The organism is Planomonospora sp. ID67723, from assembly GCF_015711605.1.
Taxonomy (GTDB): domain Bacteria; phylum Actinomycetota; class Actinomycetes; order Streptosporangiales; family Streptosporangiaceae; genus Planomonospora_A.
In genome coordinates this window covers 414,263-432,985 of the sequence record NZ_JABTEZ010000002.1, presented here as the reverse complement: position 1 = coordinate 432,985, position 18,723 = coordinate 414,263, and the positions used below count along the sequence as shown (strand labels likewise).

The following is an 18,723-nucleotide window of genomic DNA, read 5'->3' as shown; positions in this document are numbered from 1 at the left end:
AACCAGGACAAGAAACGGCGAGGGCCCGGAAGCATGGCTTCCGGGCCCTCGCCGCATGGCTCCCGCGATAGGACTCGAACCTATAACCTGCCGGTTAACAGCCGGCTGCTCTGCCGATTGAGCTACACGGGATCGTGCTTCACGTCGCCTGACCGGGGGTTTCTCTCCCCGCTCCCTGCGGCGCATGAATAGATTAGCGCACTCCGGGAGTGCGTGTCGCATCGACGGCGCGGGGGCAGGTGGGGAGGAGTCGCGATCCGTGGGTAGGGTCCCGGCTGAGCATGCCTGTGGAGGTGGAGATGCGTTACCGAATGATGTTCTGTATGGGCCTGGCGGTGGGCTACGTCCTGGGAAGCCGGGCCGGCCGGGAGCGGTACGAGCAAATCAAGAGGATGACCCAGCGGGTGACCGACAACCCGTCCGTCCAGGAGGCCGCCGGGCTGGTCGGCGCCCAGGTCTCGAGAGTGACCACGATGGCCAAGGAGCAGGTGGCCAACCACCTGCCCGGCAAGCACGGGAACGAACCCCACGACGGATCCGGCACCGGCTGGCCGGACGAGGTGAAGACCGCCTCACCCTACTGAACCACCGGGCGGGCGGCCCTGGCCAGGACCGCCCGCCCGCCGGCCCCCTCCCGGACGCCGCAGCCCCCGCTCAGACGCCGAAGCTGCGGCGGACCCCCTCCAGGGCCTGCTCGGCCAGCGCCCGCAGACCGGGGTCCTGGGGGTCGAGACCCGCGTCGAAGGCGAACTCCCAGACCATCCGGTCGTCCTCCGCCTTGCGGGCCACCAGCCGCACTCCCCCGCGCACGTCCAGCGGGACGTACTGGCTGACCACGATCGAGGCGACCACCCGTTCCCGCACGGCCTCCGGGACCCGTCCCGGCTCGGGCAACCGCGCCCGGTGCTCCCGCCCGTCCGTGGTGACGACCGTCAGCCCCTCCTCGTCCCACACGCCGCGATCCACCGTGAACCACGCCAGCCTCGTCCCGCCGAGATAGAGCGCGCGATCGGTGACGACCACGTATCCGTCGGGCCCCTGGGCGTAGGTCAGCACCCGGTCGGCCGCCTCGACGGCGGCGCGGACCTCGGGGGGCGTGCGGTTGAAGAGCCTCATCGAATCCCTCCAGCGTGGAGACCCCGGCTTCGGCCTCGGGGACGTCGTGCCTCCACGCTATCGGCGGGCGGACCGGCACCGGGATCCCGCACCGCCGCGCGGGCCCTCGTCAGGACTCAGCGCTGTCGGCGAGCAGGTCGAGGGTGAGCGCGGCCGACCAGGAGAAGTCCCGGCCGCCCCGGCCGCTTCCGTCGAAGGGGTCGAAGCACTCCCGGAACCCCGCCTGCCGCACCAGGCGGAGGGTGGCGGCGGTGAGCTGGCGGGCCAGTTCCGTCCGGCCGTGCACGGTCGCCGCCCGGCGCAGCAGCCAGTTGGTGTTCACCCACGACGGCCCTCGCCAGTACCGGGAGCGGTCGAACTGCGGCGCCCGGATCTCACAGCTCGGCACCGGGTAACCGGCCGCGCCCATGAACCGGGCGGACTCCAGCGTGGCCACCAGCGCCATCGCCACCTCGAAGGGCAGCCCGGGGTCGAGCAGCGGACCGAAGCCGCCGATCGCGCGGACCGGGATCAGCCGGCCGCCGCGCAGGTCGAGGGCGTGGAACAGGCCGTCGGACCACAGGCGCTCCAGCAGCGCCGTGCGGATGCGCGCGGCGGCCTCCTCGTGCGGCCGGGGATCGGACCCGGCCACCGGGGCCAGCTCGGCCAGCGCCTGGCAGGAGGCCAGCCAGATCCCGTTGAACATCGGGTCCTCGATCGCGAACGGATGGTCCAGCCGCAGGTAGGCCCCGTCGTAGCCGGAGTCGCGGTAGCGCAGGGCCAGCCAGACGTAGCGGTCGTGGTGGCTGTCGGGGTGGCGCTCGGGCAGTTCCTCGCGCCGGTAGGCGTACCGGACCGCGGGCAGCGCCTCCAGCGGCTCGTCCCAGACGGGGCTGTCGTCCATCCCCGACTCCCACGGGTGCACGATCGCCGCCAGTCCCGCCCCACCCAGGTCGCGGGTCGCGGCGAGGTAGTCGTGCTGGGCCGCCAGCATCGGGTAGATCCGCCGGACCAGGGCGGCGGCCTCGTCGCGGTCCGCCGCGTGCCGCCACACCTGGCGCACCGCCAGGGCGTGCAGGGGAGGCTGGGTCAGCCCCGAGGTGAGCACCCCGGTGGGGGCCGCCGGATGGTCGTGGGAGCGCCAGACGGACGGGCCCGGGAAGTAGGCCTCGGCGCGCGCCGGGTGGAAGACGATGTGCGGGACCATGCCGGTGCGCCACTGCCCGGCCAGCAGGCTGAGCAGCTCGGCGGCGGCCCTGCGGGTGTCCCAGCGGGCCAGCCCGATCGCGACGAAGGCCGAGTCCCAGCTCCATTGGTGCGGGTAGAGGCCGGGCGCGGGCACGGTGGCGGACCCCGTCCGGTTCGCGTCGAGCACGGACCACGCCTCGCGCCCGAGCGCGGCGTCGTCTACCGCCGACCGCGCCTCCATCTGTCCAGTCTGCGCCGTTTTACAGCAATAAAACAACGTTTCAGAGAAACAGTCCTTCGCCCCAGAATGATCCGGGTGTCACACCGCCCGGGCAGGCCCAGATGCCGGACCCGACGTGCTGGATGTACTCGTTGAGCGGGTCGCGCGCCGCCAGCGCCCGCTGGATGGGGATGAAGCCCTTCTCCGGGTCGCGCTGGTAGGCCAGGAAGAACAGGCCCGCCTCCAGCCGCCCCAGGCCGTCGCTGCCGTCGGTGAAGGAGTATCCCCGGCGCAGGATCGTCACACCGCCGAGAGAGTCGGGGTGCGCCAGCCGTACGTGGGAGTCGGCCGGCAGCCTCTCCAGCGGGACCGGGTCGTGCTCGCGGGCGGCGCCGTAGGGGGCGCCCTCCCTCTTGGTGCGGCCGAAGATGTCCTCCTGCTCCTTCAGCGACGTCCGGTCCCAGGTCTCGATGTGCATCCGGATCCGCCGGGCGACCAGGTAGGACCCGCCGCGCAGCCACTCGGGCCCCTCCTCGCCCACCCACACGTGGGCGTCCAGCGCGGCCCGGTCGGTCCCGGCGATGTTGCGGGTGCCGTCCTTGAACCCGAACAGGTTGCGCGGGGTCTGCGCGTCCGGAGTGGTCGAGGAGGTCTTGCCGAAACCGAGCTGCGACCAGCGCACCGAGGCCCTGCCGAAGGCGATGCGCACGAGGTTCCGTACGGCGTGCACGGCGACCTGGGGGTCGTCCGCGCACGCCTGCACGCAGATGTCGCCACCGCTGCGGGCCGGGTCGAGCTTGTCGGCCGGGAAGTGCGGCAGCTCCTTGAGCTTCTCCGGCGCGGGCAGCTTGAGCTTCTCGAAGAAGGAGGGTCCGAAGCCGACCGTCAGCGTCAGGCGCGAGGCGGGCAGGCCGAGGGCCTCGCCGGTGTCGTCCGGCGGGGCCAGCTCCGGCCCGGTCGCCCCGCCGCCGACCTCCTGCGCCGCGGTCATCCGTACGGCTGCCGCCGTCCACTCCCGCAGCAGCTCCGCGACCTTCGCCGGCGAGTCGGTGCCGAGGTCGAGGGCGGCGAAGTGCAGCCGGTCCTGGACGGGCGTGGCGATCCCGGCCTGGTTCGGACCGTGGAACGGGACCGGCCCGCCGGGGGCGGCGGCGTGGACGGGCTCCGGCTGCGCGAGCCGTACCAGGCCGGCGCCGGCCGCGGCTCCGGCGCCCACCGCCAGGCCCGCTCCGGTCAGGAGTCTGCGGCGGCTGAGGTCGGTCATGTTTCCCTCCTCGTGACGGGTCGGACGGGGACGGCGCCGGCCGGGACCGGGCCGGGAGGGTCAGCCCGCCACGACCGCGGCCAGGCCGGAGAGCGGCTCGGCGAGCGCGTTGACCGCGTCGGCGAGCTCCTTGACCTGCTCCTTGGACAGCTCGGTGTAGGAGACGAAGCCGTCGCCCTTGGCGTACTTGCCCAGCAGGGTGTTCAGCTCGGCGAACTCGGCGTCCAGCGTGGTGACCAGGGCCGGGTTCTTCTCCATCACGACCGGGGTGAGCAGCTGGTAGACCTTGTACGCGCCGTCCACGTTGGCCTTGAAGTCCCACAGGTCGGTGTGCGAGAAGGCCTCCTCCTCGCCGGTCACCTTCCCGGTGGCCACCTCGTCCAGGAGTTCCTTGGCGCCGTTGGCCATGGAGCTGGCGGTGATCTCCGCGGTGGGCAGCTTGGCCTTGAGCACGTCGAGGTCCTCGAGGAGCATGTCGCCGTACTTGGACTCCTTCCCGACCGTCTTGGGGGCCTTCCACAGGGCCTTCTCCAGGCGGTGCCAGCCGGTCCAGGTGGCGCCCTCCTCCAGGTCGGCCTCGCGCAGGTCCACCTTGGGGTCGATGTCGCCGAACGCCTCGGCGACCGGCTCGATGCGCTCCCAGCCGACCCGGCTCGGCGCGTAGAGGTCCTTGGCCTTCTTCACGTCGCCGTCCTTGACGGCGGCGACGAAGTCCTTGGTCTTGGCGATGCTGTCGTCGACCTGCTCGGTGATGTAGGTGCGGTAGTCCTCGACCGCGCGGGTGATGCGCGGGTCGGCCTGCGCGGCGAGCTCACCGGAGACCGTGATGTCCTGGCGGATGCCGTCGCCCTCGTGGTTGGGCTTGCAGGCGATCTGGTAGGTGCCCGCGCCGAGCTCGACGACCAGGTCGGCGGTGGCGCCGGGGGCGATGTTGGCCCGCTCGCTGACCACGGTCTTGTCGGCCCGGAAGACATAGAGCCAGGTGGGCTCCTTGCCGTCGTTCTTGAGCTTGAAGCTGATCACGCCCGCGGGCAGCGCGGTCTTGGCCGCCACGCAGGTGGTGTCTGTGGCCGCGACGTCGACAGACTCGGTGACCTTGCCGGTCGGGGCGGGCTGCGGGGCGACGGCCGCGCTGCCGCTCCCGCTCGACGAGCCGCCGTCGGCACCGTCGTCACCCGAGCTGCATGCGGTGAGGGCGAGGGCGAGAAGGCCGCAGGCGGCGACGGAACGGAAGACGGGGGGCATAGAAGGCTCCTGTATGTCAGTTAGGCGTCCCTAACTTAGCTTTCCCTAAGCTCACAGCGCCAACCCGGGGTGCTTTTCAGGTCGGGGCGATACGGGCCACCGCGTGGTACAGCAGGTCGACGAGCCGATCCTCGTAGGCGGGGTCGTCCACGTTCCCGCCGCTCGCCACGCGCAGGAAGACAGAGCCGACCAGCAGCTCGAACAGGACCTCGTGGTCTGCCCCCGGCCGCAGCTCCCCCCGGGCGGCGGCCGCCTCGACGGTCCGCGCGAAGTGCCTCCTGCGCGGACCGACCAGGTCCACGTGGAAGCCGCCCTGCGGCCCGTTCCCGTCCTGCTGGGCGGCTCCGGTCCGGGACCGGTCCCCTCCCGTCCGGGACCGCTTCTCGTCCTGCAGGTCCGCCAGGAGCCCGGGGAAGGCCGCGGCGATCTCCGGGCGGCCGAATCTGGCGAGCACGGCACGCGTCCAGGCGCGCAGGTCCTCGCGCAGGTCTCCGGAGTCGCGCAGCGCCGTGGAGTCGGACCGTGCGAACAGCGCGTGCGCCACGACCTCCGCCTTGGACCTCCAGCGCCGGTAGATCGCGGGCCTGCTCACCCCGGAACGGCGCGCCACGGCCTCGATGGTCGTCTGCCGGTAGCCCGCTTCCAGCAGCAGCCCGATCACGGCGAGTGCGACCCGCTCCTCCACCCGGGGGTCGCGAGGACGGCCTCTGACCGCTTCGGAGGGGCCGTTGACAGAAGCCTCGCTCACTTCCACACTGCCTTCATAGATGCGTTCCGTTCTGTAACGTAACGAAAAATTTCCGTGCCGCAGGCGCGACGGCACGGGACCGCCCCGGCGATCTCCAAGGAGGCCCAGCGTGGCCACGCTACGCAACTTCGCTCGCGTCCTCATCACCCTCGCCCTCACCGGCTCGCTCGGCTCCGCCGTACCCGCCGCAGCCCAGAGCCCGTCCCCCGCCCCGCCGGCCGCCGGCCGCTCCCACGACGGGGCCCTGCGCATCCTGCTCACCAACGACGACGGCTACGCCTTCCCGTTCCTTCACGGGCTGCGCCAGGCCCTGATCGCGGCCGGGCACGACGTGACCGTCGTGGCCCCCGCCACCGACTCCAGCGGTACCGGGACCGCCGTCAACGCCAGGTTCGGCACGACCGTCAGGGCCAGGCAGGAGTCACCCGGCGTCTGGTCGGTGGCGGGCAGCCCGAGTGACGCGGTCTCCTTCGCCCTCCAGAGGGTGTACGGCGAGGCCCCACCCGACCTGGTGGTCTCCGGCCCCAACGCGGGCCAGAACATCGCGGCCGTGACCAACCACTCCGGCACGGTCGGCGCCGCGATCACCGCGATCGAGAAGGGCGTGCCGGCGATCGCCTTCAGCACCGCGGTGGACGTCACCACCGACCCGCCCTCGTTCCCCAGCCTGAAGCAGTCGATCGCGTTCGCGGTGCGGATGGTCGACCGGCTGCGGGCGACCGCCCGCGGCGGCGAGCTGCTGCCGCCGCGCACCGCCCTGAACGTGAACTACCCGCTCAAGCCCGTCGGCAAGGTCTCCCTCGCCCGGCTGGGCACCTCGTCGTTCGTCTCCGCGGCGTACGCCCCCGCCCCCGACGCCTGCCCCGACTGCTACCGCATCCTCCCCGTCCTGAGCACCGGCCCCGATCCGGTCCCCGGCTCCGACCACAACCTCCTGAACGCCGGCCACGTCACGGTCACTCCGCTGGACGGCAGCTGGGAGATCCACGACCCGGCCGTCACCGCCCGCCTCGGGCTCCGCCTCCGCCCCCTGACCCCGTGACGGCCCCCTGACCGCCGCACCGGCCCCGTCTCCGGTGGAGCCGCCTCCCGCCGACGCCTCACGACGCCTCACGATGCCGCGCACAACGTGTCACCCAGCCCGGAACGCTCGTAGAACACCTCACGGCCGCTGCGACGCCGGGTGACCAGGCCGCTCTCGCACAGCACCCTCAGGTGCTGGCTGACCGCGCCGGGGGCCATGGACAGCCGCCGCGCGAGGATGCTCGTCGTGGCCGCGTCGGCGAGAGCGACGAGGATCCGGGCGCGGGTCCGCCCGATGAGGGCGTTGAGCGCGTCGGCGGTGGGGACGGCCCCGTGCGACCAGACCGTGCCGACGCCGGGCGCGGGGTAGACCAGGTTCGGCTGGTACGGCTCCGCCATCACGCCCGTGTCCGGCCAGTGGAAGACGCTCGGGATCAGGATCAGGCCGTCGCCGCCCAGCGGTCCGCTGCGCCGCCAGGCGCGGGTCCGCACGCGCAGGCGGCCTTCGCTCCAGGTGATGTTCGGGTGCAGGTCGTTGAACATCGCACCGGCGCCGTCACGGGCCAGCTGCCGGGATCGGCGCAGCACCTCCGACTCGAACAGCCCTCGGATCTGCGGCCAGAACCGCTCCATCGCCGTGTCCCAGTACAGGCGCAGCTCGGCCGCGGCGCGGGCGACACCGGCGGCCGGATCGGCGAGGAAGTCCCGCACGACCGGAGTGCCGGCGCCGGGGACCCTGGCCGCCTCGGAGGCGGCCTCGTCCGGGTCGGCCGCGGCGACGAGGTCCAGCTCGGCGGCGATGTCCGGCAGCGGGGTGGTCGGCGGAGGCGTCAGGAAGTCGACGAAGTACGGACCGAGCGGGACGAGGGCGAACAGCAGCCTCAGGTCCAACCCGGCGAGCCGTGGGCGCACGGCTCGGATCCACGGCAGGTGCAGCGTGTGCCTGCCGGGATCCTGCAGCAGGCGCAGGCTCGCGACCGCCTCGGCCGCCGGGGAGAAGGCGAACCTCAGCCGGGCGAGGTCGTCAGAGGTGAAGTCGAACTCGGCGAACGAGGATTCAGCCACAGATTAAACATTCGCGGGTCGGGAGCCGCCGGTCAACCATGATCGGCATGGCAGTCCTCACCTCCGCGGCACCCGCCGGCCCGCTGTCGTTGCCGCGCCCGTTCTGGATGCTCTGGCTCGGTACGGTCATCAACCGCACCGGTGCGGTCGTGCAGCCGTTCCTGTCGGTGTATCTGGTTCACGTCCAGGGTTTCACCCTGCCGGGAGCCGGCGTGGTCATGACGGCCTTCGGCGTCGGGTCGTTGCTCTCCCACGTGCTCGCCGGGTGGCTGGCCGACCGGTTCGGCCGCCGGACGACTCTCATCGGCGGCATGCTCGCCGCCTCCGCCGCGCTGGTCGTCCTCGGCGCCGCGAGCGGGCTCTTCGCCGTGACGGCGACCGCGTTCCTGCTCGGGCTCACCATCGAGTCCTACCGGCCGGCCTCGCAGGCCATGGTCGCCGACCTCGTCCCGCCCGCGCTGCGGCCGAGAGCCTACGGGCTGCTCTTCTGGGGGGTGAACCTCGGTTATTCGGTCGCGATGGTCGCCGGCGGCTGGTTCGCCGAACACGGCGCCCGTGCGATGTTCGGCGTGAACGCGGCCGTCGCGGTGGCCTTCGCCGCCGTGGTGTGGCGCACGGTGCCCGAATCCCGCCCGGCCGGCGGTCCTGCCGCCGGGACGGGGCTCCGGGCGGTGCTGCGGGACCGGCCGATGCTCGCTGTCTGCGCCGTCACCGCGGCGTACGGCGCGCTGTACGCCCAGGCGTTCACCACGCTCCCGCTGGCCATGGCCGAGCAGGGCGTCGGCCGTACGCACTTCGGCCTGGCCATGGCGCTCAACGGCGTCCTGATCATCGCCGTCCAGCCGCTGGCCGGGAAGTGGGCGGCGCGGCGGGACCCCAGCCGTGTGCTCGCGGCCGGGACCGCCGTCGTGGCGGCGGGGTTCGCGCTCACCGCGTTGGTGCACGACGTGCGCGGGCTCGTGCTCACGGTGGCGGTCTGGACCGCGGGGGAGATCGTCATCGCGGGAGCCGTCCCCACGGTCGTGGCAGCGCTGGCGCCCCGGGAACTGCAGGGGACCTACGCCGGCGTCTCCGGTATGAGCTGGTCGGCCGGCGCGGTCCTCGCACCGGTGATCGGCACCGCGTTGCTCCCGTCGGGACCGGAGGCGCTGTGGACCGGCGTCGGGCTCATCGGCGCCGCCTCGGCCCTGGGCGCGCTGCTCACCGGAGGCCCGGTCCGCCGGCGCACCGCGGCAGCGAACCTCACCTGAAATCAACGGAATCAAACGGAATCAAACGGAGAAGACGATGCAGAACCGGTTCCACGACGCCCTCACCGCGGACAACGCCACCCTCCTGCTGGTGGACCACCAGATCGGGCTGTTCACCGGCGTGCGTGACATCACCGTGGGCGAGCTCACGCACAACGTCACCTGCCTGGCCAAGGCGGCGACGCGCCTTGGCCTCCCCATCGTGGTCACCACCACCGCTGCGGACAGCATGTGGGGACCTCTCATTCCCCAGCTTCGGGCCGTCCTGCCGGAAGGGCTCCAGGTGATCGACCGCAGCACGGTGAACGCGTGGCATGACGACCGGGTCCGGAACGCCGTCGAGGCGACCGGGCGCGGCAGGATCCTCATCGCCGGAGTCTCGCTGGAGGTCTGCGCGGCGTTCCCCGCGATCGCCGCCACCGCGGCGGGCTACACCGCCTACGTCGCCGTCGACGCCTCCGGCACCTTCTCCGCGACCAAGCGGGAGACCGGGCTCCTCCGGCTGCAGCAGGCAGGTGTGATCGTGAGCGACTACGCCACGCTCGCCGTCGAGATGCTCGCCGACAACGCGCATCCGGCCGCGGGAGACCTGTACGCCGATCTCGACATGCCGTTCGCCGCCCTTGTCGGGCAGCTCGCCGCCGCCTACAGCCGCTGACCTCGGCGTCTCGCGATCTCGGCGGGGCCGGCCGGAGGACGGTGCCCGCTCCGCGACCGCCGGGACGGGCACGCCGCGGGCAGGGGAGACCGTCGCCGTGCTTCCCGATCGTTCCGGTGAGACGGGACAGCCGCTCCTCGCACGTCGAAGCCGGTGGCCCGGGAAGAGTTCCCGGGCCACCGGCGTGGTCGGGGCCCCGGCCCAGCGGTCGGGGCCCCGTCTCAGTCGAGGTAGTCGCGGAGCATCTGCGCCCGAGTCGGGTGACGCAGCTTCGCCAGCGTCTTGGACTCGATCTGGCGGATGCGCTCGCGCGTCACGCCGAACTCCCGGCCGACCTCCTCCAGCGTGCGGGGATGGCCGTCGGCCAGGCCGAAGCGCAGCTGGATGATGCGCTGCTCCCGCTCCGACAGCGTCGCGAGGATCTCGTCGAGCTGGTCCTGCAGCATGATGAAGGCCGCGGCCTCCATCGGCACGACCGCGTCGGCGTCCTCGATGAAGTCACCGAGGTCGGAGTCCTCCTCGCCGATCGGCGACTGCAGCGAGACCGGCTCCTGCGCGATGCGCTGGATCTCGATCACCCGGTCGATCGGGAGGTCCATCTCCAGTGCGATCTCCTCGGGCGCCGGCTCGCGGCCGAGATCCTGGTGGAGCTGGCGCTGGACCCGGACGAGTTTGTTGATCGTCTCCACCATGTGCACCGGAATGCGAATGGTGCGCGCCTGGTCGGCGATGGCACGGGTGATCGCCTGGCGAATCCACCACGTGGCATAAGTGGAGAACTTGTAACCCTTGGTGTAATCGAATTTCTCGACCGCCCGGATGAGGCCGAGGTTGCCCTCCTGGATCAGATCCAGGAACAGCATGCCGCGCCCCACATAACGTTTGGCGATCGAGACGACCAGCCGGAGGTTGGCCTCGATCAGCCGCTGCTTGGCCCGGGTCCCCTGCCAGACGAGCTCCTTGAACTCAGGGAAGGCCAGTCGCGAGACCACGCTGGTCAGCTTGTCCTCGGCGAACAGTCCCGCCTCGATGGACTTGGCGAGCTCCACCTCCTCCTCGGCCGTGAGCAGGGGTACCCTGCCGATCTCCCGCAGGTAGATGCGGACCAGGTCACTGGTCGGCGCCCGTTTCCCGGCATCCTCCTCATCGGATTTGGCGGTCTCCTCGTCGCCCTGGGGCTCGAGGACCTCCACTCCGTTCTCGGCGAGCATGCGGACGACACGCTCCAGCGCGTCGGACGGCAGCTCGGACTTGTCGAGAGCGGCGGCCACGTCATCGACGGTGACGCTTCCGCGCTCTCTTCCCTTCGCGACGAGGTCGGCCACCTGGTCTACCGCAGGCGGCCCACTTGGCAGCACCGATGTACCCACGGGACACAGTCTGCTGTATTCGTCACCCAAAAGGGCAGACCTATTTTTGTCACTGAAGGTAAGGCTCCGATCATTATCGGATCGAGACCTTATTAGGGTTTGGCCGAATGTGATTCAGGAAATCAAAACCGATTACGTGCTCAGCTTCCTGCGGCGCGTTCCTTCAGCACGCGCCGGCGCCGTTCGAGCGCGTTCAGCTCCGCGAACAGGCGGCGGTACTCCTCGGGCCCGCCCGCCAGATCGGTCCGCTCCAGCCTCGACCGCATCTGGTCGATGGCCCGGGACACCGAGATCGTCTCCAGGGCTGCGAGCAGGTCGGCGGCGTACCGTTCCTCGGTCGCGGCATCCACCCTCAGCTCCTCCACCGCGAACCTGGTGACCATCCCGCGCAGCCCTTCGCCGGAGACGGCGAGCAGGCGGTCCACCCAGGCACGGCCGCCCTCGCCCGCCGCGTTCACGCCTCCGGCGTCCGCGACCAGCTTGTAGAGCGCGATGTGCTCGGGAAGCGTGAACGCCTCCGGGCCGATCGCGTCGAACCGGGGCGCGAGCAGCGCCGGTCGCTGCACGGCCAGCTTCAGCACCTCGGCCTCGGTCCGCACCCCGGGGTCGGTGAGCTCGGCGACCCGCCGGGGGGCGGGCCTGCCCTGCCGCGGCTGGGCGGCGGCGGAGATCTCCGCGATCCGCTCCATGACGAACCGCTCGTTGTTGAAGCCGAGCCAGCGGTCCAGGTCCACTCCGTACAGCTGGCGCAGCGCCCGGTCCTTGATCCCGGCCACGATCGGCGCCGCGGCGTCCAGCGCGGAGAGCCGGCCCTCGTTGGTGCTCACGTCGTAGCGGGAGATCACGCTGCGGATCGCGAACGCGAACAGCGGCTCCCTGCTCGCGATCAGGTTCTGCACGGCCGCGTCGCCGTGCCTGACCCGAAGGTCGCACGGGTCGAGGCCGGCGGGCTGCACCGCCACATAGGTCTGGGTGACGAACTTCTGCTCGTCGGCGAAGGCGCGCAGCGCCGCCTTCTGCCCGGCCGCGTCACCGTCGAAGGTGAAGACCACCTCTCCCTGGGAGCCGGCCTGGTCCAGCAGCAGCCTGCGCAGCACTTTGATGTGCTCGGCGCCGAAGGCCGTGCCGCAGGTGGCCACCGCCGTGGGCACGCCCGCCAGGTGGCAGGCCATCACGTCGGTGTAGCCCTCGACGATCACGGCCTGGGAACGCTTGGAGATCTCTCTCTTGGCCAGGTCGACGCCGTACAGGACCTCGCTCTTCTTGTAGAGCGGGCTGTCGGGGGTGTTCAGGTATTTCGGGCCGTCCTCGGCGTCGTTCAGCTTCCGCGCGCCGAACCCGATCACGTCACCGGTGATGTCGCGGATCGGCCAGACCAGCCGCCCCCGGAACCGGTCGATCGGCCCCCTGCGGCCCTCCTTGGCCAGCCCTCCCTTGACCAGCTCCGCGGCGGTGAACCCCCGGGCCATGAGGTGCCGGGTGAGCGCCTCCCACTCGGCCGGCGCGTAACCCACCCCGAAGCGCTCGGCGTCGACCCGCTCGAACCCGCGCTCCGACAGGAACTTCCGCCCGGGCGCGGCCTCCGGGACGGCCAGCTTCGCGGCGTAGAACTCCGCGGCGGCGCGGTGCGCCTCGATCAGCCTGCTCCGCTCGCCCTGCTCGCGCCCGGGGACATAACCGCCCTGCTCGTAGCGGAGCTGGATCCCGGCCCGGTTGGCCAGCCGCTCCACGGCCTCACCGAACGACAGGTGCTCCAGCCGGCGCACGAAGGTGATGACGTCACCGCCCTCGGTGCAGCCGAAGCAGTACCAGTAGCCCCGGGCCGGGGTGACGTTGAAGGACGGGCTCTTCTCCTCGTGGAAGGGGCACAGCCCCTTCAGGTTGCCGCCGCCGGCGTTGCGGAGCTGGATGTGCTCACCCACGATGTCGGCGATCGGCGAGCGCTCCCGCACGAGCGCGATGTCCTCATCACTGATCCGGCCTGCCACGCCGTGAGTCTAGTCCGGCTCCCCGACAACCAGGCGCCGGGCGGCTCGGCCTCCGGGCGCCCGGCCGGTCGCCGGTGCGGCCCTCCCGGCCATCCGCCGTCCCCGCGGCCCGGTCTCCCCCGCGGCCGCCGCCCCGGGCCGTCCGGCGGCGGGGCTGCCCGGTCGAACCACCGGATTCGCCGAACCGGTCGTGAACGATGATGGGTTTCGTTACAAAGGTAACGGCGGATTATCGATACCTTATGTGGGTGGACATCATGCGATCGGGGCATAAAGCCAGGTTGGCCGCCGTCACCGGCGTCCTCCTCGCCACGGGGGCGTGCACGTCACCCGGCGGGGTCGCCGGCATCAGCACGACGGCGCCCACGACCGAGGCGGTATCTGCGCAGGGACCGGTGACCGCGACGATCCCGGCCCCGACGCCCACCCCCCAGCCGACGGTGGAGATCCCCAAGGGCGACGCCCCGGTGCCGGTGCCGCCGCCCCGGGTCTCCAAGTTCACCTACGCCTTCCCCGTGCAGGGCTGCCCGGTCTCCTACCAGAGCAGGCTGCTGGTGCTGCCCAAGACCACGATCTGGACGGGCAAGGGATGCTCGTTCGTCTCGCCGGTGGACGGCGTGGTCCACGAGGTCAACACCCGCAACCGGTGGAAGCCCTCCACCGACCGGGGGCCGGACCGCGAGGGCCGGTTCGTCACCGTCATCGGGGACGACGGCGTGCGCTACCTCGGCGGCCACCTCGACTCCGTCACTCCCGGGATCAGGCCGGGCGTGCGCGTCGGCGCCGGCCAGACGCTCGGCCGGGTCGGCAACTCGGGCAACGCCCGCGACACCGCCAGCAATCTCTACTTCGCGATCTCCTGGAAGACCGAACCCTCCCTCTGGTGGGTACGGCGCGGCATGGTCGGGCCGTGGGACTACCTGAACGCCTGGCTCAACGGCAACCGCACCCTGTCGCCCGCGGACGAGGTGCGCGCCGCCATGGCACGCACCGGGGCCGCTCCCCGCTGCACGATCCTGTGCAAGCCGAAGTCCACGCCCAAGCCGGAGCCCACCAAGCGACCGGACGAATCGGAGGGCTGGACCGTCGAGATCACCCCTGCCGGCTGAGAGCGCCGCGGGACCGTCACCGGGCCGGGACGGTGCGACCCGGTGCGGTCGCGGCGCGGTGCGTCAGGGGCCGGTGAGCCGGTCGTGCCAGGCCACCGCCGAGGTGTCGGTCAGCGAGGCGATCTGGTCGACGACCACCCGCAGCCGCCCGGCGTCGCCGTCCGCCTTGGCGAAGATGGGCCGGAGGGCGGGCTCCAGCGTGTCGGGAGCGCCCTGCATGATCAACCGGGCCAGGTCGTGGATGAGCTCGCGCTGCCGCGCCTGGTTGGCGTTGTGCTCGGCCGCGGTCATCACGTAGTGGGCGATGACCCCTTTGAGCACGGCGCACTCCAGGCGGGTGGCGCGGGGCACGACCAGCTCGGCGCCGTAGCGTCCGGCGGCGGTGCCGTAGGCCTCCCTGGTGGCGCTCTCGGCGGCCTGGCAGAGGCGGCCGATGAGCACGCTGGTGAGGTGCTTGAGCGCGGCGAGGTCGCCCAGGGAGCCGTCGAAGCGGCGGGGCCAGAACGGCTGGGCGACGAGGCGGGCGAAGATCTCCTCCAGCTCGCCGGGACCGGCGTCCGGGGCGTACCAGACGCGGGTGGTCGCGCACACGTCGCGGCGCTCGGCCGGATCGCGCAGCGCCTCCAGCACGACCGCTCCGGAGTGGAGGGCGTCCTCCAGGTCGTGCACGGAGTAGGCGACGTCGTCGGCCCAGTCCATGACCTGAGCCTCGAAGCTGACCCGCCCCTCGGGCGCGCCCTGCCTGATCCAGGCGAAGATCGGCAGGTCGTCGGTGTAGGCGCAGTACTTCGGGGAGGTGGCGGCGGTCCACGGATATTTGACCGCGGCGTCGAGGGAGGCCCGGGTGAGGTTCAGCCCGGCGCTGCGACCGTCTTCGGTGAGGACCTTGGCCTCCAGCCGGGTCAGCAGGCGCAGGCTCTGCGCGTTGCCCTCGAATCCGCCGCATCCGGCGGCCAGCTCGTTGAGCGCGGTCTCGCCGTTGTGCCCGAACGGGGGGTGCCCGAGGTCGTGGGCCAGGCAGGCGGTCTCCACCAGGTCGGGGTCGCGGCCCAGCGCCTCGCCCATCTCCCGGCCGATCTGGGCGCACTCCAGCGAATGGGTCAGCCGGGTGCGCGGGACCTGCTGCCCGCTGCCGAGCGTCTCCCCCGGCCCGACCACCTGCGTCTTGGCGGCCAGTCTCCGCAGCCCGGCGCTGTGCAGCACGCGGGCCCGGTCTCGCTCGAACGGGCCTCTCTCCGGGTTGCCGGGCGGTTCCGGCACCCATCTGGCCTGGTCGTGCTCGTCATAGCCGTACATAAGTGCAGTGATTTTATCCACTATAGGGCCGGTCCATGCGGGTTGCCGGGTAAACACTCGGGGACCCCTACGGCCGGCGTGCCGGTCTCCCGTGCGGCCCGCGCCCCGGGAACGGGGCGCGGGCCGCACGGGAGACCGGGTCAGCGCGTGTCGGAGCCGCCGCCGGTCAGGGTGGCGCGTCCTGCCTCCAGCCTGGCGACCGGGATGCGGAACGGCGAGCAGGAGACGTAGTCCAGGCCCGCCTCGTGGCAGAAGTGGATCGAGTCCGGGTCGCCGCCGTGCTCGCCGCAGATGCCGAGCTTGAGGTCGGGACGGGTCCTGCGGCCCTCCTCGGCGGCGAGCCGTACCAGCCTGCCCACGCCGTCGCGGTCCAGCGTCTCGAACGGCGAGACGCCGAACACGCCCAGGTCCAGGTAGCGGGAGAAGAACGCCGCCTCGACGTCGTCGCGGGAGAAGCCCCAGGTCATCTGGGTGAGGTCGTTGGTTCCGAAGGAGAAGAACTCGGCGGCCTCGGCGATCTGGCCGGCGGTCAGCGCGGCGCGCGGCACCTCGATCATGGTGCCGACCAGCGCCTCGACCCCGATCTCGGCCAGGATCCCGGTGGCCTCGTCCTTGACGTGCTCCAGCTCCTGGACCGCGCCGACGAGCGGGATCATGATCTCGGCGCGGGCTCCGGGCACCTCCTTGGCCGCCTCGGCGATCGCCCGCACCTGCATGGCGAACAGGCCGGGGATGACCAGGCCGAGCCGTACGCCGCGCAGGCCCAGCATCGGGTTCTGCTCGTGCAGGCGCTTGACCGCGGCCAGGAGCGCGCGGTCCTTCTCGCTCGCCTCCTCGCCGGCGAGGGCGACCTTCACCGACAGCTCGGTGTAGTCGGGCAGGAACTCGTGGAGCGGCGGGTCGATCAGGCGGATGGTGACGGGCAGGCCGTCCATCGCCCGGAAGATCTCGGTGAAGTCGGCTCGCTGCAGCGGCTCCAGCGCGGCCAGCGCCCGCTCGCGCTCGTCGTCGGTGCCGGCCAGGACCAGGTCCTCGACGAGCTGGCGGCGCTCGCCCAGGAACATGTGCTCGGTGCGGCACAGGCCGATGCCCTGGGCGCCGAACCGGCGGGCGCGGGCGGCGTCCTCGGCGTTGTCGGCGTTGGCCCGCACGTCCAGGCGGCGCACGGCGTCGGCGTGGGTCATGATGCGGTGCACGGCCCCGACCAGCTCGTCGTCCTCGGCGCAGGAGCCCTCGAAGTACTCCACGACCGGGGAGGCGACCACCGGGACCTCGCCCAGGAAGACCTCGCCGCTGGAGCCGTCGATGGAGATGACGTCGCCCTCGGCGACCACGACGCCGCCGGGGGCGGTGAACCGGCGCTCCTTGGTGGAGACCTCCAGCTCCTCGGCGCCGCAGACGCAGGTCTTGCCCATGCCGCGGGCGACCACGGCGGCGTGGGAGGTCTTGCCGCCGCGCGAGGTGAGCACGCCGTGAGCGGCGATCATGCCCGCGAGGTCGTCGGGGTTGGTCTCGCGCCGGACCAGGATGACGGCCTCGCCCCGGGCGGCGAGTTCCACCGCCCGTTCGGAGGAGAAGACGGCCTTGCCCACGGCCGCGCCCGGGGAGGCGTTCATGCCCCTGGTGAGGCGCTTCCTGGTCTCGTCCTTGGCGAAGCGCGGGAACATGAGCTGGGCCAGCTGGTCACCGGTGACCCGCCTGACCGCCTCGTCGAGATCGATCAGGCCCTGGTCCACGAGCTGGACGGCGATGCGGAACGCGGCGCCCGCGGTGCGCTTGCCGACCCGGGTCTGCAGCATCCAGAGCTTGCCGGTCTCGATGGTGAACTCGATGTCGCACAGGTCGCGGTAGTGGTTCTCCAGCTTCTCCATGATCCGCATGAGCTCGTCGTAGGAGTTCTTGTCGAGCCGTTCCAGCTCCTGCAGCGGCAGGGTGTTGCGGATCCCCGCGACCACGTCCTCGCCCTGGGCGTTCTGCAGGTAGTCGCCGTAGACGCCCTGCTGGCCGCTGCCGGGGTCCCGGGTGAAGGCGACGCCGGTGCCGGAGTCCATGCCGCAGTTGCCGAAGACCATCGTGCAGATGTTGACGGCGGTGCCCAGCTCGGCGGGGATGCGCTCCTGGCGGCGGTAGAGGACGGCGCGCGGGGCGTTCCAGGACTCGAAGACGGCCGTGACGGCCATGAGCAGCTGCTCGCGTGGGTCGGCGGGGAAGTCCGCCCCGGTCTCGGCGCGGACGATGCCCTTGAAGGTCTCCACGAGGCCACGCAGCTCGGCGGCGTCCACGTCCAGGTCGCCGCGGCCGTTCTTGAGCTTCTCGAAGGCCGCGTCGAACAGCTCGCCGTCGATGCCCTGGACGGTCTTGCCGAACATCTGGATGAGGCGGCGGTAGGAGTCCCAGGCGAAGCGCTCGTTGCCGCCCGCCTGCTTGGCCAGGCCGTGCACCGACTCGTCGTTGAGCCCGATGTTGAGGACGGTCTCCATCATGCCGGGCATGGAGAACTTGGCCCCGGAGCGCACGCTCACCAGCAGCGGGTCGTCGGCCTGGCCCAGGCGACGGCCCGTCTGGCCCTCCAGCGCGGCCAGGTGGGCGGCGATCTCCTCCTCCAGGCCGGCGGGGAGCCTGCCGTCGGCCAGGAAGCTGCGGCACGCCTCGGTGGTGATGGTGAAGCCGGGGGGGACCGGCAGCCCGAGATTGGTCATCTCGGCCAGGTTGGCCCCCTTACCGCCGAGCAGATCCTTTAGATCTTTGTTGCCCTCGGTGAAGTCGTAAACGTACTTGGGCACGGCTGCTCCTTCTACGGCTTCAAATGACGTGCGCTTCCGCCTCCCCTGGGACTCTACCGATGAACAACAGGATGAAACGTCACCTACCGTGCGACAGCACATTTACGCACGTCAAACCCTGTTTGGCGGTCTAATCCAATCCAAATCGGCATCAAATCAATAGTGATATCGGTCACCCGGAGAATTGGTATAAACCAATTGGTTTACACCAATTCTTGCCGCATTCAATCCCGTTCACGGGTGGTTCAGACCGCCGGGGCGCGGCCGTACAACGTTCCTCCCGCCGCAGCAGCCGGCGGCAGTGCGCCGGCCCCGTCACGGGAAAGCACGACGGCCGGCGACCCCTTCGCGGGGTCGCCGGCCGTCGTCGGCGTTCTCGGCGGGCCCGGATCGCTCTCGGCCGATCCGGGCCGCCGCCTGC

General features: G+C 71.6%; 15 protein-coding genes and 1 tRNA gene. 5 read left to right on the top strand and 11 right to left on the bottom strand.

All coding sequences use genetic code 11. The features are described 5' to 3' along the window. Positions 1-56: 56 nt before the first annotated feature. Positions 57-132 (bottom strand) — tRNA-Asn (locus HS041_RS14640). Positions 133-299: 167 nt separating this feature from the next. Here HS041_RS14640 and HS041_RS14635 point away from each other — a divergent pair. Then, positions 300-584, top strand: coding sequence for a YtxH domain-containing protein (locus tag HS041_RS14635; RefSeq protein ID WP_230879071.1), 285 nt, complete (start codon positions 300-302; stop codon positions 582-584). Positions 585-654: 70 nt separating this feature from the next. Here HS041_RS14635 and HS041_RS14630 read toward each other — a convergent pair whose 3' ends face one another. The 5 genes from HS041_RS14630 to HS041_RS14610 all read right to left on the bottom strand — a co-directional run bounded on the left by HS041_RS14630 (position 655) and on the right by HS041_RS14610 (position 5,760). After that, on the bottom strand, positions 655-1,116 hold the full coding sequence (locus tag HS041_RS14630) for a hypothetical protein (protein WP_196441233.1): 462 nt from the start codon (positions 1,114-1,116) through the stop codon (positions 655-657). Between the two features lie 109 nt (positions 1,117-1,225). Beyond that, positions 1,226-2,524 (bottom strand): MGH1-like glycoside hydrolase domain-containing protein, encoded by a 1,299-nt coding sequence (locus HS041_RS14625; RefSeq protein ID WP_196441232.1) that lies wholly within the window; start codon positions 2,522-2,524, stop codon positions 1,226-1,228. Between the two features lie 40 nt (positions 2,525-2,564). Continuing rightward, positions 2,565-3,767, bottom strand: a complete 1,203-nt coding sequence (efeB, locus tag HS041_RS14620) for an iron uptake transporter deferrochelatase/peroxidase subunit (RefSeq protein WP_196441231.1) — start codon at positions 3,765-3,767, stop codon at positions 2,565-2,567. A gap of 60 nt (positions 3,768-3,827) precedes the next feature. Next, positions 3,828-5,012 carry an iron uptake system protein EfeO gene (gene efeO, locus HS041_RS14615; RefSeq protein WP_196441230.1) on the bottom strand — a complete coding sequence of 395 codons (1,185 nt, stop codon included), beginning with the start codon at positions 5,010-5,012 and terminating at the stop codon, positions 3,828-3,830. Between the two features lie 76 nt (positions 5,013-5,088). Next, the gene (locus tag HS041_RS14610) at positions 5,089-5,760 is read right to left on the bottom strand and encodes a TetR/AcrR family transcriptional regulator (protein WP_196441229.1); all 672 of its coding nucleotides are present in this window, start codon (positions 5,758-5,760) and stop codon (positions 5,089-5,091) included. Positions 5,761-5,869: 109 nt separating this feature from the next. Between HS041_RS14610 and surE the strand changes: the two genes are divergently transcribed. Beyond that, complete coding sequence (gene surE, locus HS041_RS14605; protein ID WP_196441228.1) at positions 5,870-6,802, top strand: 5'/3'-nucleotidase SurE; 933 nt, start codon at positions 5,870-5,872, stop codon at positions 6,800-6,802. A 68-nt stretch (positions 6,803-6,870) separates the two neighbouring features. Here surE and HS041_RS40015 read toward each other — a convergent pair whose 3' ends face one another. Then, positions 6,871-7,848 (bottom strand): ArsR/SmtB family transcription factor, encoded by a 978-nt coding sequence (locus tag HS041_RS40015; RefSeq protein WP_196441227.1) that lies wholly within the window; start codon positions 7,846-7,848, stop codon positions 6,871-6,873. Between the two features lie 47 nt (positions 7,849-7,895). Between HS041_RS40015 and HS041_RS14595 the strand changes: the two genes are divergently transcribed. Beyond that, positions 7,896-9,098 carry an MFS transporter gene (locus HS041_RS14595; protein WP_230879069.1) on the top strand — a complete coding sequence of 401 codons (1,203 nt, stop codon included), beginning with the start codon at positions 7,896-7,898 and terminating at the stop codon, positions 9,096-9,098. 37 nt (positions 9,099-9,135) lie between these two features. After that, positions 9,136-9,756 carry an isochorismatase family protein gene (locus HS041_RS14590; protein ID WP_196441225.1) on the top strand — a complete coding sequence of 207 codons (621 nt, stop codon included), beginning with the start codon at positions 9,136-9,138 and terminating at the stop codon, positions 9,754-9,756. Positions 9,757-9,977: 221 nt separating this feature from the next. Here the strand turns inward: HS041_RS14590 and rpoD are convergent, their stop codons facing one another. Next, positions 9,978-11,081: an RNA polymerase sigma factor RpoD gene (gene rpoD / locus HS041_RS14585; protein WP_307845295.1), complete on the bottom strand. Its 1,104-nt coding sequence runs from the start codon at positions 11,079-11,081 to the stop codon at positions 9,978-9,980. A 185-nt stretch (positions 11,082-11,266) separates the two neighbouring features. Further along, positions 11,267-13,114, bottom strand: a complete 1,848-nt coding sequence (gene dnaG, locus HS041_RS14580; protein ID WP_196441224.1) for a DNA primase — start codon at positions 13,112-13,114, stop codon at positions 11,267-11,269. 281 nt (positions 13,115-13,395) lie between these two features. Here dnaG and HS041_RS14575 point away from each other — a divergent pair, with 281 nt between their 5' ends. After that, the gene (locus tag HS041_RS14575; RefSeq protein WP_230879068.1) at positions 13,396-14,223 is read left to right on the top strand and encodes a M23 family metallopeptidase; all 828 of its coding nucleotides are present in this window, start codon (positions 13,396-13,398) and stop codon (positions 14,221-14,223) included. A 63-nt stretch (positions 14,224-14,286) separates the two neighbouring features. Here HS041_RS14575 and HS041_RS14570 read toward each other — a convergent pair whose 3' ends face one another. Both HS041_RS14570 and ppdK read right to left on the bottom strand, forming a co-directional pair. After that, positions 14,287-15,519, bottom strand: a complete 1,233-nt coding sequence (locus tag HS041_RS14570; protein ID WP_196441222.1) for a deoxyguanosinetriphosphate triphosphohydrolase — start codon at positions 15,517-15,519, stop codon at positions 14,287-14,289. A gap of 140 nt (positions 15,520-15,659) precedes the next feature. Then, positions 15,660-18,302, bottom strand: a complete 2,643-nt coding sequence (gene ppdK / locus HS041_RS14565; RefSeq protein WP_196441221.1) for a pyruvate, phosphate dikinase — start codon at positions 18,300-18,302, stop codon at positions 15,660-15,662. Positions 18,303-18,723: the final 421 nt, after the last annotated feature.